We start from the raw sequence: 16,486 nt of genomic DNA, 5'->3' as shown, positions 1-16,486 counted from the left end.
AAAAAGTATGAAAAGACGCAGCAACGCACGGCTTTGCATTATCGTGCTAATGATAGCTATGGCGGCCTTGTGCGCCGCATGTACGCGTGCGGAGACCCCGGACGGCAATGCCCCGATTGGCGATGACCCGGGTAGCAATGCCGGGCAGCCGGATACGAATCCATCCCCCGTGCACGACAACAATCAGAGCGGCAATATGGAGGAGCCGACCGGCAATACGGAAGAATCGAGCGGCGAGGCGCCAGGGGATGACGCGCAGCCGCCCGCCCAAGAGGGAGGCGCGACGAACCAGCCGCACGGCGAAGCGGAGGCGGACCGCATCCTATCCGCGATGCAGGTGGAGGACAAGCTGGGGCAGCTGCTGCTCGTCGGCATGGAGGGCGAGCAAATGAACGAGCAAACCGCTGCCATGATTCGCGAGGAACACATCGGCGGCCTGATCCTGTATGGGCCCAACGTCGTCAGCGCTGCGCAGACAGCCGCCCTGACCCGCTCGTTGCAGGAGGCGAATCAGGACAATCCGCTGCCGCTATGGATCAGCGTAGATGAGGAGGGCGGACGCGTCAGCCGACTGCCGGACGCGATCGGCAAGCTGCCAGCGGCCCGAGAGATCGGCGGAGCCGAAGACCCCGCCTGGACGCGTCGGCTGGGCGCGGCGCTCGGTCAGACGCTGGGCGCGCTCGGATTGAACATGGACTTCGCGCCGGTGCTGGATGTGGACAGCAATCCGGACAATCCGGTGATCGGCGACCGCTCTTATGGCACTGATCCGGACGAGGTCGCCGCGCAAGGCATCGCCATGATGGAAGGCCTGCACGAGGCAGGAGTAGCGGCGGTGGTCAAGCATTTTCCGGGCCATGGCGATACGGCGACCGATTCGCATCTCGGCTTGCCGGTGCTGACCCATGATATGGATCGGCTCCGGCGCGTGGAGCTCGCGCCGTTCGCCCGGGCGATTGCCCAAGGCGCCGACGCAGTGATGGTCGCGCACCTGCTGCTGCCGGCCCTGGACGACACGTATCCTTCTTCTCTTTCGCCGCGTATTATCGGCGAGCTGTTGCGTGAGGATATGGGCTTTGAGGGCGTCGTCATTACGGACGATATGACGATGGGGGCGATCGGGCAGTACGGCGAGATCGGAGAGGCAGCCGTTCAGGCGCTGATCGCTGGAGCGGATCTGGTCCTGGTCGGGCACGGCGCCGAGCTGCAGCGACAGGTGTTGGCGGCGCTGGAGCAGGCCTATGCGGACGGCACGCTGACCGATGCGATGCTGGAGGACAAGCTGAAGCGCATTATTGCACTGAAGCAAAACTATGCTCGGACCGGTGTCGCCCCTGCTGCCGATCCGGATACCGAAGCACTGGCAGAGCGGCTGCGGGCTGCATTGGCGACGCGCGACGCGGCTGTGGATTGAGGCAGCCCCCTATTGTACAATAGGGGCAGCACCTTACATGGCCGACACCCGGCGGAAAGGGATTATTCATGGCGTTTTCCAAAGTTTTCTTCACCAATATCAGTCTGCTGATTACGTTCGGCTACATCTTTAATCTAGGTTATAAATATGCATTTCTTCACGCCCCCATGCAGGTGAAGATGCGGTTTTCCGTTCCGCTGTTTATTTTTGCAGGGTGGTTCACCATGCTGTTCGGCTTGCAGCTGACAGACACCATTTTATTCGACTTGCGGTTCGTACCGCTCATTTTTGCGGCTCTCGTCTACCGCAACCCGCTGCCGCTGCTGGTCGTTGGCATCGGGATCGGGGTTGGCCGATTTATCGTCGGCGGCTTCAATGCGGCGTCGACGGCGGGGTTTTTGAATATGGCGATTTTGGGCGTGGCTGCTGCCGTCATGGCTTACGGATTTGCCAGGCGCGAGACGCTTTCTTTTCGCAGTCGCGCGGCGATTTCCATTGTGGTGATTAATACGCTGAATGTCGCCAATATCGCTTGGTTTGGCATCCTTCCAACACGTGCCTACCTGTTGGAAATCGCCGTCATTACGTATCCGCTCGGACTGGCGCTCAGCGCGTTTTTCATTTTTATTATCCGGGATTTTTACAAGGAGCAAAAGCGGGTTGTCGATTTGCGCAATATGAATATCATTTTGCGCCGTCAGACGCGCGAGCTGCGCGAGGCGAAACGGGAGCTCGAGGGCAAGGCGCATGAGCTGGCGCTGGCCTCGCAATACAAGTCGGAATTTTTGGCCAATATGTCGCACGAGCTAAAAACGCCGCTGAACAGCATTATTCTGCTGTCCCAGATGATCCGCGAAATCCGTGAGGAGAAGAATGAGGCCGGCGAAGAAGCGGAAGGCCGATATGCCGATATTATCAACTCCGCGGGTCACCAACTGCTGCACCTGATCAACGACATTCTCGATCTGTCCAAGGTCGAAGCCGGCAAAATGGAGATTGTGGTAGAACCCGTCTCGGTAAGCGGCATGCTGCAATCGATCGTCGACCAATTCGAGCCGGTTGCCGACAGCAAAAAGCTGGCCTTTCGGCTTGATATGGCGTCGGACGTGCCGGAAATGCTCTATACCGACGAGATGCGCGCGACCCAAATTATCAAAAATTTGCTGGCCAATGCTTTTAAGTTCACGGAAAGCGGTACGATCTCCTTGATCATACGGCGTCACGTGCACGGCCCTGACGGCGTCGCGGAGGAAAAAGATTCCGCTCGCCCGCGCAAGCCGCAGCAGCTTGTACGGGGACGGCAGCGGCGCTGGGGCGTCAAACGGCGCGTTTCACAGGGCAGCGGCGCGTCGCACGACGCGCGGCGATCAGTCGATAATCGCGGCTGGATTGCTTTTGCGGTGCACGATACGGGAATCGGCATCGACGAGACCAAGCAGTACCAGATTTTCGAAGCGTTCCGTCAAGCGGACGGCGCCACCAATCGCAAATACGGCGGCACCGGGCTCGGCCTGTCGATCAGCCTCCAGCTGGCCGGTCTGCTCGGCGGCACGCTAACCTTGAAGAGCAGCCAGGGAAAAGGGAGTTTATTTACATTGTGGCTGCCGGTGCGCGAGTCGCCGGAACTGCAGCAGTAGGTAATTGGACGTGTTTTTACGGCGTGGGACTTTATCGGTCCATCCGAAAATGGTAAACTTTGAATGGGTCTGTCATCCCGAAAAGGAGCCGAGAATGGCTAAAATAAAGATTAAGTTCATCTGCACCGATTGCGGCACTGAGGCGCCGAAGTGGCTGGGCAAGTGTCCGGGCTGCGGCGCCTGGAATACGATGGTCGAAGAAAAAGAAACGGTCGTACGGACGCAAGGGGTCGGCCTCGGTCAGATTGAGAAGAAAGAAAAACCTGTTCCTATCATATCTATACAAGGGGAGCAGGAGCCGCGGATCGAAACGAAAATGGTCGAACTGAATCGGGTGCTCGGCGGCGGCGTCGTACCGGGCTCGCTCGTGCTGGTCGGCGGAGACCCGGGGATCGGCAAATCGACGTTGCTGCTGCAAGCCTCGCATGCGCTGGCCTCCAAAGGGCTCAAGGTGCTCTATATATCCGGCGAGGAATCCGTACGGCAGACGAGGCTGCGCGCCGACCGTCTCGGCGCGTTGGCCGAGACGCTGTATGTCCTATGCGAGACCAGCGTCAGCGCGATCGGCGAGGCCATCGACGCGGTACAGCCCGACTTTCTCGTCATTGACTCGATCCAGACAGTGTACGCGCCGTCGATTGAGTCCGCGCCGGGCAGCGTCGCTCAGGTCCGCGAGTGCACGGCGCATTTCATGCGGGTGGCCAAGGTGCGCGGGATCGCGACGGTGCTGGTCGGTCACGTGACCAAGGAAGGCGCCATCGCCGGGCCGCGCCTGCTCGAGCATATGGTGGATTGCGTCCTGTATTTCGAGGGCGAGCGCCATCACGCCTATCGCTTGTTGCGAGCCGTCAAAAACCGGTTCGGTTCGACCAACGAAATCGGCATTTTCGAAATGGGCGAAGCGGGTCTGCGCGAGGTCTCCAATCCATCCGAGCTCTTCCTGTCGGAGCGCTCGCTCGGCGTCTCCGGCGCGACCGTCGTGGCGAGCATGGAGGGCACGCGGCCCGTGCTGGTCGAGCTGCAGGCGCTCGTGGCGACGACCAATTTCCCTTCGCCGCGACGCATGTCCGCCGGCATCGATCATCACCGCATGGCGCTGATCATCGCCGTCCTGGAAAAACGGATGGGCATGTTTTTGCAGAATCAGGACGCCTACCTGAATGTCGCCGGGGGCGTCAAGCTCGATGAGCCGGCCGTGGACCTGGCCGCGGCGGTCAGCCTGGCCTCGAGCTTTCGCGACGTTCCGACCAAGCCCGACGATGTCATCTTTGGCGAGATCGGATTGACCGGAGAGGTGCGCGGAGTGGCCAGGGCGGAGCAACGGGTGCGCGAAGCGCAAAAGCTCGGCTTTGGACGCGTCATCATGCCGGAAAAAAGCTTGAAGGGTTGGAAAAAGCCGAAAGGCATCGAGATTGTGGGCGTGAGCACCGTATCAGAAGCGCTCGCAGCCGCGCTTGGATAGGGGGCCATTGAAGAATGAACGGAGAAGAACCGACCAAACAGGAAATTACGAACCAACTGCTGCAGCAGGTTGCGCCCGGCACGGCATTTCGGGCGGGATTGGAAAATGTACTGCGGGCCAAAACCGGCGCGTTGATTGTCGTCGGGTATAGTCCTGAGGTGATGGCGGTGGTGGACGGGGGATTTTCCATCAATTGCGATTTCTCCCCCAACTATTTATATGAACTGGCGAAGATGGACGGGGCGATTATTTTGAGCGAAGACTTTCGCCGGATTTTGTTCGCCAACACCCAGCTGATCCCCGACAGCTCGATCGCGTCCATCGAGACGGGCATTCGTCACCGCACGGCGGAGCGGGTCGCCAAGCAGACGGGTCAGCTCGTCGTCTCGATCTCCCAGCGTCGCAATATCATTACGTTGTATCAAGGCGACCTGCGGTACTCGCTCAAGGAGATGGGCGCGATTCTCACCAAGGCGAACCAGGCGATTCAAACGCTGGAGAAATACAAGGCGGTGCTCACCCAGGGCTTCACCAACCTGTCGGCAGCCGAATTCGAGGAGCTCGTCACCTTGCAGGAGGTCGCCGGCGTCATGCAGCGCGTCGAGATGGTGCTGCGCATCAAGACCGAGATCAAACGCTATGTCAACGAGCTCGGCACGGAAGGTAGGCTGATCAGCATGCAGATGGAGGAGCTGGTGGGCGGTGTCGAGGAGGACGCGTGGTTCCTGATGAAGGATTATGCCCGCGACAATCATGACGACAAGCTGCGCGACATTCGCGCCGGCCTGAAGCGCTCGAGCTCGGAGGAACTGCTCGATATCCACCACATTATCCGGCTGCTCGGCTATCCCTATTCCAGTACGATATCCGACGAGGCAATCCAGCCGAGAGGCTACCGCATGCTGCACAAAATTCCTCGTTTGCCGGTTATTATCATGAACAATCTGGTGGAACGCTTTCTTCATCTGCGGCAGATCGTCGCCGCCTCGATCGAAGAGCTGGACGACGTCGACGGCATCGGCGAGGTCCGCGCGCGCGCAATTCGCGAAGGCTTGAAGCGGATCCGAGAGCAGGTATTCATTGACAGACAAATTTAAATCCCATACAATGTTAGAATGCTTGCGCTTTCGCGCGGTTATCAGGCGTCTTGCTGCGCGATGCGAACGGGATAAGCGAATTTGGCCGGTTCATGCTTGTGCGGCCGAATTTGGGGTAAAGTAAAGATGAGGTGGAATCCGATGATCACAAAGTCGATCCCGAGTCTTTTTACGGTAGGCAACTTGTTTCTCGGCGTGCTTGCCATTATTCTCGTCTTCGACGAGAAGCCGGACATTGCGGCGATGATGGTCATCGCAGCGATGCTGTTGGATGGCGTGGACGGGCGAGTGGCGCGTGCGCTGGGCGTACAGAGCGAATTTGGCAAGGAGCTCGACTCTTTGTCGGACGTGATCTCTTTCGGCGTAGCGCCGGCTTTTATTATGTATGTGGTGGCTTTTCAAGACCTCAGTCCCGCAGCGGCCTGGATTGTGACGGCGTTGTTTCCGATTTGCGGCGCGTTGCGCTTGGCCAGATTCAACGTCATTTCCGGTACGCCGGGGTATTTTATCGGACTTCCGATTCCGGCGGCAGGCGGGGTGCTCAGCACGCTGGCCTTATTTTATGAAGAGATTCCGGTGGCGGTGCTGCTCGGGAGCTCGCTCGTGCTTTCCTTCCTGATGGTTAGCAATATCAAATATCCAAATTTCAAAAAAGTCGGCATCCCCCGCGGCTCCGTTTGGGTTATTCCTCTCATTGTCGTCGTTACGGTCGTGCTCGGCATCGTTTTTCGCAACCACTTGTCTAAAATCTTGTTTGTGCCGCTTGTGCTTTATGCGCTCTACGGGCTAAAAAAAAACGGTAGGCGGCGGCTGTTCGGCAAAGGGCGGAAGCGCCGCAAGGCGACGGCGCAAGATGAGGAGCCTCAGTCGGAGCACAGCGCATAAGCCGCGAACCGACCAGCATGCAACGCCAAAAACAGGAGTCGTGCCTTCCACTGCGAAGGGCGGCTCCTGTTCGCATGCACATCATGCATCTTCATCATTAATAATAGCCGAATCTTACGTCAAATTGAACAAGCCGAGGGTCGAGCATTTTTTGGACTCGTCTTGTACGACCTCGTCAAGACTGATGTTGAGCAAGTTGCAGAGCGAGGACATGTAAAACAAATTCTTGCCCAGCTCGGCCTTCAACACATCCTTGCAATTTTCGCACAAGTCGCCTTGCATGTGGGTTTCCAGCGAATGCTTGGCCTGCTCCAATTCAAGGTGTTCGGTATACTCCTGGCGCTTGGCATTCAGCTCGATGCAGCCGCACTCGGTGACCGCTTTGGTCACGGCACGGTTGACGGCGGCACCCGTCTGGCCATACTTGGACAGGACATCCAGCAGACTGCGGTGACGCAGCAGTAATTCCGATACTTGATGCTGCAATTGCTCCAACGTGGGGGCGCTCATCGATTCCACCTCGTTTCCTGATTTGCTTGCACCTCCTCATTATAATTCATCGTCTCGTCAAATTACAAAAGGCTTTGGGATCAGATTGCCTTAAAATTCCTTCTCTCGCGATTAGGTTCCAGTGAATTGGATCATAATTGTAATGGAGGTGAATCCCGTGGAAAAGAAATGGATACAAGTACTGGGTCTGATCGCGGGCGGGTGGGTAGGTGCAGAGTTTAGCGCCGCGCTTCGTCCGACGGTGTCATGGATGGAATCGTCACAACCTTTTTTCCAGCAATCCGGAGCCTATTATTCGGGAATCGCGCTCGGCGCGGTGGGCGGCCTGGCGGCGGCAACGGCGCTGGCGGGCCCGCTGACACGTCAGTTGCGGCGTGTTGCGGAGCGCGCAGCCGCGCAGCCGACAGCCGATCTGATTAGCGGCGGGCTGGGACTGTTGTGCGGTCTGGCAATCGCGGCGCTTCTCGTGCCGGCTGCAGGTGGGCTCGGCGGGGGGATCGGCGCGCTGCTGTGGGCGGTGTTGACGTTGTTGTGCGGGTATATGGGCTTGCGTATCGGCTTGCTCAAAAAGGACGAATTGGCCGCTGGCTACGCGGCTTATGTCAAAGCGCATGTCGCTCCCGCCCCTGCGGAGGAGGAGCGCTGGTTCGAGGAACACAAGATCCTCGACACAAGCGTCATCATCGACGGCCGAATCGCCGATATTTGCAAGACGGGCTTCATAGAGGGGACGCTCGTCATCCCGGAATTCGTGCTGGAGGAGCTGCAGCATATCGCCGACTCCTCGGATCTGCTCAAGCGCAACCGCGGCCGGCGGGGGCTCGACATCCTCAACAAGATTCAGAAGGAGCTGGACGTGCGCGTGTTGATTTACGAGGGCGACTTCGAGGAGATCGGCGAGGTGGACAGCAAGCTGGTTAAGCTCGCCAAGGCGCTGCAAGGCAAGGTCGTGACCAACGACTTTAACCTGAATAAGGTGTGCGAGCTGCAGGGCGTCTCCGTGCTGAATATCAACGATCTGGCCAATGCCGTCAAGCCGGTCGTATTGCCCGGCGAGGAGATTGTCGTCCAGGTTATCAAGGACGGCAAGGAGCACGGCCAGGGCGTCGCTTATCTGGACGACGGGACGATGATCGTCGTCGAAGGCGGCCGCGACTACATCGGCACGATGATGGAGGTGCTGGTGACGAGCGTGCTGCAGACATCCGCCGGCCGAATGATTTTTGCCAAGCCCAAGCTGCTGGAGAAGGCGCAGTAGCGCCGGCCGGAGCTGCCGGGGCGAGGAAACCCATATAGAGCTGGGGCCCGATGTATGATAGGATTAACGAGAATGGCCGTTGCGTGCAGCGGCTCATTTTCGCGGGCGGCGGCGCCATCTCGGGCCGGGCCCAGCATGCAGACGAGGCGGGTAAGGGCATGGACAAGCAGGCTTGGGGCGCGGTGGTGGTGGCTGCGGGTCGCGGCACGCGCATGGGGACCCCGGTAAGCAAACAATATCTGGAGCTGCTCGGCAAGCCGGTGCTGCTGCACACGCTCGCCATCTTCGAGCGTATGCCGGAAATTACCGAAATCGCGCTGGTCGTCGGCGAAGGCGATCGCGCGCGCTGTGCGGCATGGAGCGCGGACGAGGGGCTGACCAAGCTGCGGTACGTGCTGGCCGGCGGCGCGGAGCGCCAGGATTCGGTGCGCATCGGCGCGCAGGCGCTGACGACGCCGTGGGTGCTCGTGCACGATGGCGTGCGTCCGCTCGTCAGCGAGGCTGCGGTGCGGCGCTGCTGCCAGGCGGCGCAGGCGCGCGGCGCAGCCGTATTGGCCGTGCCGGTCAAGGATACGATCAAGCAGGTTGACGAGGCAGGGACAATCATCGCTACGCCGGACCGGCGCAGCCTGTGGGCCATTCAGACGCCGCAGGCTTTTCGGCGCGCCGATCTGCAGGAGGCGCACACGCGGGCGCTCCGCGACGGCTTCGTCGGCACGGATGATGCGGCCGCGGTGGAGCGCATGGGCATTCCGGTGGCGGTAGCCGAAGGCGAGTATACGAATCTGAAGATTACGACGCCCGAGGATCTGCCGCTGGCTGCGCTGTGGCTGGACGAGGCCGCTCGCGCCGCCGCGGACGGAGATACGGCGAAGACAATAGGGGGTCAAGGCATGATACGAATCGGACAAGGCTATGATGTGCATCAATTGGTCGAAGACAGGCCGCTCATTGTCGGGGGCGTGACCATTCCGCATGAGCTGGGCTTGCTCGGGCATTCGGATGCGGATGTGCTGCTCCATGCGGTGGCCGACGCCGTGTTGGGCGCGCTCGCGCTCGGCGACATCGGCCGGCATTTTCCGGATACGGACGAGGCGTTCAAGGATGCGGACAGCCTGCACTTGCTGGAGCGGGTGTGGTCGATGGCGCGGGAGCGCGGCTACCGGCTCGGCAATGTCGATGCGGTCATCATCGCGCAGCGACCGAAGATGGCGCCGCATATCCCGCAGATGGTGGACAAGATCGCCGGCGCGCTGGGCGGCGACGCCTCGTGCGTCAATGTGAAGGCGACAACGACCGAGCGGCTCGGATTCGCCGGGCGCGGCGAGGGAATCGCGGCGCAGGCGGTTGTCTGTCTGATTCGGGATATGGTATGATGGGGAGCAAACTTGAGGAGAGCGGGAGGAAAGACAAGCGATGAGCAATGACGTGCGTGTGCGCTATGCACCGTCCCCTACAGGGCATCTGCATATCGGCAATGCAAGAACGGCCTTATTCAATTATTTGTTCGCTCGCAGCCAGGGCGGGCGCTTCATCGTGCGAATCGAGGATACAGATACAAAGCGCAATGTCGCCGGCGGCGAGGAGAATCAGCTGGCCTATCTGAAATGGCTCGGCATCGATTGGGACGAGAGCATCGATATCGGCGGCGGCTACGGCCCGTACCGCCAGACCGAGCGGCTCGAGCTATACCGGGCCAGCTACGAAGAGCTGCTGGAGCGGGGCCTGGCCTACCGCTGCTACTGCACGGAGGAGGAGCTCGAGCAAGAGCGCGAGGCGCAGCTCGCCCGCGGCGAGACGCCGCGCTATTCCGGCGCGCACCGCAATCTGAGCGACGAGCAGCGGACGGCGTATGAAGCCGAAGGACGAGTGCCGAGCATCCGCTTCCGCGTGCCCGACGGCAAGGCGTACGCCTTCGACGACATGGTCAAGGGTACGATCCGCTTCGAGGCCGGCGAATTCGGCGACTTCGTCATCGTCAAGAAGGACGGCATCCCGACGTACAACTTCGCGGTGGCGGTCGACGATCATCATATGAAGATTTCACACGTGCTGCGCGGCGAGGATCACATCACGAATACGCCCCGGCAGCTCATGATCTACGAGGCGCTGGGCTGGGAGCCGCCGCGCTACGGCCACATGACGCTGATCGTCAACGAGCAGCGTAAAAAGCTCAGCAAGCGCGACGAATCGATCATCCAGTTCATCGAGCAGTACGACGAACTGGGCTATCTGCCGGAGGCGCTGTTCAACTTCATCGCGCTGCTCGGCTGGTCGCCGGAGGGCGAGCAGGAGGTCTTCACGCGCGAGGAGCTGGTGCAGGCCTTCGACGCGGCCCGCCTGAGCAAGAGCCCGGCGGTATTCGATACGAACAAGCTGGCCTGGATGAACGGCGAATACATCAAGGCCGCCGATCCGCTGCGCATCGCCGAGCTGTGCCGGCCGCATCTGCAGCGTGCCGGCCGGATCGGCGCGGAGCAGGATGCCGGGCAGCGGGCGTGGACGGACGAGCTGGTGGCGCTGTATCAGGACAAGCTGCGCTGCGCGGCCGACATCGTGCCGCTGACGGCGCTGTTCTTCGCGGCGGAGACGACAGACGAGCCCGAAGCGCGCGAGGTGCTGGGCGAGGAGCAGGTACCGCAGGTGCTGCGCGCCTTCCTGGCGCAGATCGAGCAGGCGACGGCGCTGGCCGAGGGCGATGTGAAGGCGATGGTCAAGACGGTGCAGAAGGAAACCGGCTGCAAGGGCAAGCAATTGTTCATGCCGATCCGCGCCGCCGTGACCGGTCAGACGCACGGGCCGGATCTGAACCGGACCATCGCGCTGCTGGGCGCGGACAAGGTCGCGGCCCGGCTGCGCGCCCGACTGGCCTGAGCCGGACATCCCCGGCGGGCGTCTGGAAGCATAGTGGAAAAGTGCCGGGGTGGCCGAAAATGCGTTGGAAAACCACGTAGGCTGCCGCGCCTTGTCAAGCGCGGCGCCGCGGCGTATACTGGATAGCATAAGAAACGGCGTTGAACAGGAGCGTGCAGCTCTGAAGCGGAACAACCAGAGAAGACAATCTACGCGCCGCTCGTACTCGGGCGGCGCGAATGGCTGAGAATTGTCTTGTCCCGCATGCGGCACGTTGCGCCTGGGAGCCGTGCTCCGAGCCAGCGGCACGGAAGGCGCTTCGCGCGGCAAGCCGCGCGCGAAGCGACGGTCCGGCTGCCTGGGGTAGGCGGCACCGTGTGCCCGCGTTAAGGGCTTAGTCAGAGTGGGTGCCGGCTGTCGTCCGGGCAGCGGCGCCAAGCAGAGTGGGACCGCGTATACTACGTCTCTGCAGCCAGCGAGCTGCAGGGATTTTTTTGATTGCGGGCGCACCGCCGCCGTCACGGCCGGAGCGCAGCCGCAAGAGGGGGGGCAACGATGGGCAGCCATTTCAAATCGGATATTCGCGCCGTGTTCGAAAACGATCCGGCCGCGCGCAGCGTGTTCGAGGTCGTCTTCACCTACTCGGGCCTGCACGCGATCTGGGCGCATCGCATCGCGCATGCCTTGTTCCGCAAGCGCTGGTTCACACTGGCGCGCATGATCGCGCAGGTGAGCCGCTTCTTCACGGGGATCGAGATTCATCCCGGCGCCCGCATCGGCAGCCGTCTGTTCATCGACCACGGCATGGGCGTGGTCATCGGCGAAACCTGCGAGATCGGCGATGACGTGGTGATCTACCAGGGCGTGACGCTGGGCGGGACCGGCAAGGAGAAGGGCAAGCGGCATCCGACGATCGGCAACAACGTCGTCATCGCCTCGGGGGCGAAGGTGCTCGGCTCGTTCCGGGTGGGGGACAATTGCAATATCGGCGCCAATTCGGTCGTGCTGCGACCGGTGCCGGACGGCAGCACGGTCGTGGGCATTCCGGGACGGATCGTCAAAACGAACGGGCAGCGGGTGGGAGATCGGCTTGACCATACGAAGCTGCCGGATCCGATCATCGAGATGTTTCGGACGATGCAGCGCGAGATCGACGCGCTCAAGGCGGAGCTGGAGCGCACCCGCCGCGCCGCCGAGTCGGCAGACGGCAGGCAACCGGTAGGATACGGAGGCGAAAAAGGACAATGACAGTGCACATTTACAATACGCTATCGCGTGAAAAAGAAGCTTTTGTGCCGCAGGAGGCGGGCCGGGTCAAAATGTACGTCTGCGGGCCGACGGTGTATGACTACATTCATATCGGCAACGCGCGGCCGGTCATTTTTTTCGACGTCGTGCGCCGTTATCTGGAAGCGACGGGGCTGGATGTCGATTATATCGTCAACTTCACGGACGTCGACGACAAGCTGATCCGCAAGGCCGAGCAGACCGGCATGACGGTGCCGGAGGTGGCGGAGAAATATATCGACGCCTTCAACTCGGACATCGAGGCGCTCGGCGTGCGGCCGGCAACGCGCAATCCCCGCGTCACCGAGCATATCGACGAGATTGTCGGCTTCATCCAGGGGCTCGTCGACAAGGGCTTCGCGTACCCGAGCGGCGGGGACGTGTACTTCCGCACAGCCCGATTCGACGACTACGGCAAGCTGTCGCACCAGAACCTGGAGGAGCTGCAGTTCGGAATCCGGATCGGCGTCGACGCGCGCAAGCAGGACGCTCAGGACTTCGTGCTGTGGAAGGGCGCCAAGCCGGGTGAGATCAAATGGGACAGTCCGTGGGGCGAAGGGCGGCCGGGCTGGCACATCGAGTGCTCGGCGATGGCCCGGGTCTACCTCGGCGATACGCTGGATATTCATGGCGGCGGGCATGATCTGACCTTCCCGCATCACGAGTGCGAGGTGGCACAATCCGAGGCGCTCACCGGCCGGCCGCTGGCCAACTATTGGATGCACAACGGCTACATTCACATCAACAACGAGAAAATGTCGAAATCGCTCGGCAACGGCATCACCGTGCAGGAGCTGCTGAAGCGGGTCAATCCGCGCGCCGTGCGTTACTTCATGCTGGCGACGCACTATCGCAGCCCGCTTAATTTCAGTGCCGACACGGTTGCGCAAGCGGAGAACAGCGTCGAACGAATCCGCAATTGCGCCGACAATTTGCGTCACCGTCTCGGTGCGTTGCCGCCGGAGCCGCTGCAGCCTTCGGGCGAGGCCGAGGCCGCGCTCGGACCGCGGCTCGCGGCGCTGAGGACGCGCTTCCACGAACGGATGCGCGACGATTTTGCCACGCCGGACGCCATTACCGTGTTGTTCGAGCTGGTCAGCGAGGCCAATCAGTACCTGCAGCGCGACGCAGTCCGCGGGGAAGCGCTGCAGGCGCTGCTCGAGTTGCTGGGCGAGCTCGACGACGTGCTCGGCCTGCTGCCTGTCGCCGAGACAGCGGAATTGGCAGACGCGCACGTCGAGCAACTGCTCGAGGAGCGCGCGGCCGCCCGCAAGGCCAAAAATTGGGCCCGCGCCGATGAAATACGGGATCTGCTGACTGCGCAAGGCATCGTCCTGGAAGATACGCCGCAAGGGCTGAGGTGGCGGCGCAAATGACAGTGAGGCAAACCGGCGGCGAGCATGCCGGCGCTGCGCCTGATGAGTCGGGGCGGGGGCTGTGGCACTACGACCCGGGTAAGCCGCCCGAGCACATGAATCCGGTGGCCCTGGCTTATCTGGGCGACGCGGTATTCGAATTGCTGGTCCGTCAATATCTGCTTTCCAGGGCCAACCATCGGCTGCATGAGCTGCATCGTCAGGCGACAAGCTATGTCTCGGCGAAGGCCCAGGCCGAGCTGCTGCGGCGCTGGCAGCCGCTGCTGACGGAGGAGGAGGCGGACCTGGTGCGACGCGGCCGTAATGCCAAAAGCGGCGGGCCGACCAAAAACGCGGATCCCGCGGCGTACCGTCTGGCAACGGGGCTAGAATGCCTGGTGGGCTATTTGTATTATCATAAGCGCAGCGAGCGGCTGCACGAGCTGCTGGAGCTGGCCTTTGCCGGCGAGCAGCCCGAGAAGGAGGATGAAAGGTGAGCGATCACGATAACCGGGAGGAATGGATTGCGGGGAAGCACCCGGTCCTGGAGGCGTTGCGCTCCGGCCGGGAGATCAACAAGCTATGGGTAGCCGAAGGTGCACAAAAAAACATGCAGCCCCTGCTCGGCGAAGCCAAAAAGCAAGGCATCGTCGTGCAGCAGGTGGACAAGCGCAAGCTGGATCAGCTGGCGCCCGGCATTCAGCATCAAGGGGTGCTGGCGCAAGCGGCGCCGTACCGCTATGCGGAGGTGGATGAACTGCTCGCGCGCGCCCAGTCGCGCGGAGAGACCCCGCTGCTGCTCGTCCTCGACGAGATCGAGGATCCGCACAATCTGGGTTCGATTATTCGGACTGCCGAATGCACCGGCGTGCACGGCGTCATCATTCCGAAACGGCGCTCGGCGATGCTGACCGCGACGACACTCAAAACATCGGCCGGTGCCGCGGAGCACGTGCCCGTCGCCCGCGTCACGAATCTCGTGCAGACGATCGAACGGCTTAAGCAGGACGGGGTGTGGATTGCAGGGGCGGATGCAACCGCGCCGCAGAATGTCTATCAGACCGATCTGCAGCTGCCGCTGGCGATCGTGATCGGCAGCGAGAGTAAGGGGCTTGGCCGATTGATTCGGGAAAAATGCGACTTCCTCGTGCGGCTGCCGATGCGGGGGCGGCTCAATTCGCTGAACGCTTCGGTCGCGGCCGGCGTGCTGATGTACGAGGCGCTCCGCCAGCGCGAGGCAGCGGCCGCGAGCGGCCAAGGATGACCGGGCGTCGCGGCGGCCATGGCGATGTGCTGCTGGTGGACGGCTACAACATCATCGGCGCATGGCCGGAGCTGCAGCGGCTCAAAGAGCTGGGGCTGGAGGAGGCGCGCGACCGCCTGCTCGATCTGCTCGCCGACTATCAGGGTTTCACCGGCATGGAGGTCATCGTCATTTTTGACGCGCACCAGGTGCCGGGGCTGGGCAAGACGTTTCGTCAGCACAAGCTCACCGTGCTCTACACGAAGGAAAAGGAGACGGCGGACGAATGCATTGAGCGCCAGGTCATCGCGATGGCCCGGCGCAGCCGGGCCATTTACGTGGCCACGTCGGATCTTGTCGAGCAGCATGTCGCATTCGGCAAGGGGGCGCTGCGCATCTCCGCCCGCGAGCTGCTGATCGGCATTCAGCAGAATCGGCGCGCCATCGAGCGCCAGGTGGAGGCCGAGCAACGGGCGCAGGCCAGGCGGAATCCGCTGGACAGCAAGCTCGGCGACAGCGTCCGCGAGCGCTTGGAGCGGATGCGGCGAGGCGAGGACTGAAGCGTCGCGAAGGCAGCCCGCGCAATTACAGTCGTTGTTGACGGTGTCAGATTACATAATGTATACTGATTCTATGTTTCAGCGACTATGCCGGAATCTAGCAATGTACGCCTAAGCAGGCCGGGGGGAATAATCTTGAGCATCGACCTCAAAGATATGTTATTGCACGGCTACGACTGCAGGACGGACGAAGACGTAGTGGATGCGGTCCGCGAAGGCGACGGAGAAGCTTTGGAGTATCTGATCAACAAGTACAGAAACTTTGTACGCGCCAAAGCCCGCTCCTATTTTTTGATCGGGGCAGACCGCGAGGATATTGTGCAGGAAGGCATGATCGGCTTGTACAAGTCGATTCGCGATTTCAAAGGGGACAAGCTGGCCTCCTTCAAGGCATTCGCCGAGTTGTGCATCACCAGACAAATCATTACCGCGATCAAAACCGCCACCAGGCAAAAGCATATTCCTCTCAATTCTTATGTGTCCCTGGACAAGCCGATCTACGACGAAGATTCGGACCGCACGCTGCTGGACGTCATCTGCGGCTCGCGGGTGTCGGACCCGGAAGAATTGATTATCAACCAAGAGGAATTTGTCGGACTCGAGGACAAGATGTCCGAGATATTGAGCGACTTGGAGCGCAAGGTGCTCATGTTGTATCTGGACGGACGATCATATCAAGAGATTGCAGTGGATCTAAGTCGTCATGTGAAGTCGATCGACAATGCCCTTCAACGCGTAAAGCGCAAGCTGGAGCGGTATTTGGAAGTGCGGGATATCAGCGGTTAACGGCAGCGGCAGCGTCCATGAAGGCTCCTTGGCGAGTCTTTTTTCACCGTCGGAATTGATAACGCTTACAAATCAACTGCCCCACACGCGGTTTGAAAGCGGCGCGGACTGGCAACAATGAAAAAGACCGTCTCGATCC

15 protein-coding genes and 1 pseudogene are annotated in these 16,486 nt (G+C 61.0%); 15 read left to right on the top strand and 1 reads right to left on the bottom strand.

Annotated features, from left to right (window positions below; translation table 11 throughout):
* Positions 1 to 7: 7 nt before the first annotated feature.
* From nagZ to pssA, 5 genes are all read left to right on the top strand, one after another.
* On the top strand, positions 8 to 1,414 hold the full coding sequence (gene nagZ / locus IDH44_RS06095; RefSeq protein ID WP_190915713.1) for a beta-N-acetylhexosaminidase: 1,407 nt from the start codon (positions 8 to 10) through the stop codon (positions 1,412 to 1,414).
* Positions 1,415 to 1,482: 68 nt separating this feature from the next.
* The gene (locus IDH44_RS06090; RefSeq protein WP_190915711.1) at positions 1,483 to 3,051 is read left to right on the top strand and encodes an ATP-binding protein; all 1,569 of its coding nucleotides are present in this window, start codon (positions 1,483 to 1,485) and stop codon (positions 3,049 to 3,051) included.
* A gap of 94 nt (positions 3,052 to 3,145) precedes the next feature.
* Positions 3,146 to 4,513: a DNA repair protein RadA gene (gene radA, locus IDH44_RS06085; protein WP_190915709.1), complete on the top strand. Its 1,368-nt coding sequence runs from the start codon at positions 3,146 to 3,148 to the stop codon at positions 4,511 to 4,513.
* A gap of 14 nt (positions 4,514 to 4,527) precedes the next feature.
* Positions 4,528 to 5,610, top strand: coding sequence for a DNA integrity scanning diadenylate cyclase DisA (gene disA / locus IDH44_RS06080; RefSeq protein ID WP_190915708.1), 1,083 nt, complete (start codon positions 4,528 to 4,530; stop codon positions 5,608 to 5,610).
* Positions 5,611 to 5,751: 141 nt separating this feature from the next.
* Positions 5,752 to 6,495 (top strand): CDP-diacylglycerol--serine O-phosphatidyltransferase, encoded by a 744-nt coding sequence (pssA, locus tag IDH44_RS06075; RefSeq protein ID WP_190915706.1) that lies wholly within the window; start codon positions 5,752 to 5,754, stop codon positions 6,493 to 6,495.
* A gap of 114 nt (positions 6,496 to 6,609) precedes the next feature.
* Here pssA and IDH44_RS06070 read toward each other — a convergent pair whose 3' ends face one another.
* A complete protein-coding gene (locus IDH44_RS06070) occupies positions 6,610 to 7,005 on the bottom strand; it encodes a nucleoside triphosphate pyrophosphohydrolase family protein (protein WP_190915705.1) in 396 nt (131 codons plus the stop codon).
* A 157-nt stretch (positions 7,006 to 7,162) separates the two neighbouring features.
* Here IDH44_RS06070 and IDH44_RS06065 point away from each other — a divergent pair, with 157 nt between their 5' ends.
* The 10 genes and pseudogenes from IDH44_RS06065 (at position 7,163) to sigH (ending at position 16,347) form a co-directional block, all read left to right on the top strand.
* Complete coding sequence (locus IDH44_RS06065) at positions 7,163 to 8,263, top strand: PIN/TRAM domain-containing protein (RefSeq protein WP_317890122.1); 1,101 nt, start codon at positions 7,163 to 7,165, stop codon at positions 8,261 to 8,263.
* Between the two features lie 50 nt (positions 8,264 to 8,313).
* A pseudogene (gene ispD / locus IDH44_RS26425) lies at positions 8,314 to 9,084 on the top strand (2-C-methyl-D-erythritol 4-phosphate cytidylyltransferase); the annotation flags it as partial.
* 72 nt (positions 9,085 to 9,156) lie between these two features.
* A complete protein-coding gene (ispF, locus tag IDH44_RS26420) occupies positions 9,157 to 9,639 on the top strand; it encodes a 2-C-methyl-D-erythritol 2,4-cyclodiphosphate synthase (protein WP_223869430.1) in 483 nt (160 codons plus the stop codon).
* Positions 9,640 to 9,679: 40 nt separating this feature from the next.
* Positions 9,680 to 11,137 (top strand): glutamate--tRNA ligase, encoded by a 1,458-nt coding sequence (gltX, locus tag IDH44_RS06055; protein WP_190915701.1) that lies wholly within the window; start codon positions 9,680 to 9,682, stop codon positions 11,135 to 11,137.
* Positions 11,138 to 11,671: 534 nt separating this feature from the next.
* A complete protein-coding gene (gene cysE / locus IDH44_RS06050) occupies positions 11,672 to 12,364 on the top strand; it encodes a serine O-acetyltransferase (protein WP_190915699.1) in 693 nt (230 codons plus the stop codon).
* Positions 12,361 to 13,779, top strand: a complete 1,419-nt coding sequence (gene cysS, locus IDH44_RS06045; protein ID WP_190915697.1) for a cysteine--tRNA ligase — start codon at positions 12,361 to 12,363, stop codon at positions 13,777 to 13,779. The genes cysE and cysS overlap by 4 nt, the downstream gene beginning before the upstream one ends.
* Positions 13,776 to 14,255 (top strand): Mini-ribonuclease 3, encoded by a 480-nt coding sequence (locus tag IDH44_RS06040; protein ID WP_190915695.1) that lies wholly within the window; start codon positions 13,776 to 13,778, stop codon positions 14,253 to 14,255. The genes cysS and IDH44_RS06040 overlap by 4 nt, the downstream gene beginning before the upstream one ends.
* A complete protein-coding gene (gene rlmB / locus IDH44_RS06035; protein WP_190915693.1) occupies positions 14,252 to 15,022 on the top strand; it encodes a 23S rRNA (guanosine(2251)-2'-O)-methyltransferase RlmB in 771 nt (256 codons plus the stop codon). The genes IDH44_RS06040 and rlmB overlap by 4 nt, the downstream gene beginning before the upstream one ends.
* Positions 15,019 to 15,561, top strand: coding sequence for an NYN domain-containing protein (locus IDH44_RS06030; RefSeq protein WP_190915691.1), 543 nt, complete (start codon positions 15,019 to 15,021; stop codon positions 15,559 to 15,561). The genes rlmB and IDH44_RS06030 overlap by 4 nt, the downstream gene beginning before the upstream one ends.
* A gap of 135 nt (positions 15,562 to 15,696) precedes the next feature.
* Positions 15,697 to 16,347 (top strand): RNA polymerase sporulation sigma factor SigH, encoded by a 651-nt coding sequence (gene sigH, locus IDH44_RS06025; protein ID WP_190915689.1) that lies wholly within the window; start codon positions 15,697 to 15,699, stop codon positions 16,345 to 16,347.
* Positions 16,348 to 16,486: the final 139 nt, after the last annotated feature.

The sequence above is a fragment of the Paenibacillus sabuli genome, from assembly GCF_014705605.1.
GTDB lineage: Bacteria > Bacillota > Bacilli > Paenibacillales > Paenibacillaceae > Paenibacillus_D > Paenibacillus_D sabuli.
Note: the sequence above shows the minus strand (reverse complement) of the source record. Positions and strands in the feature narration are given on the sequence as shown.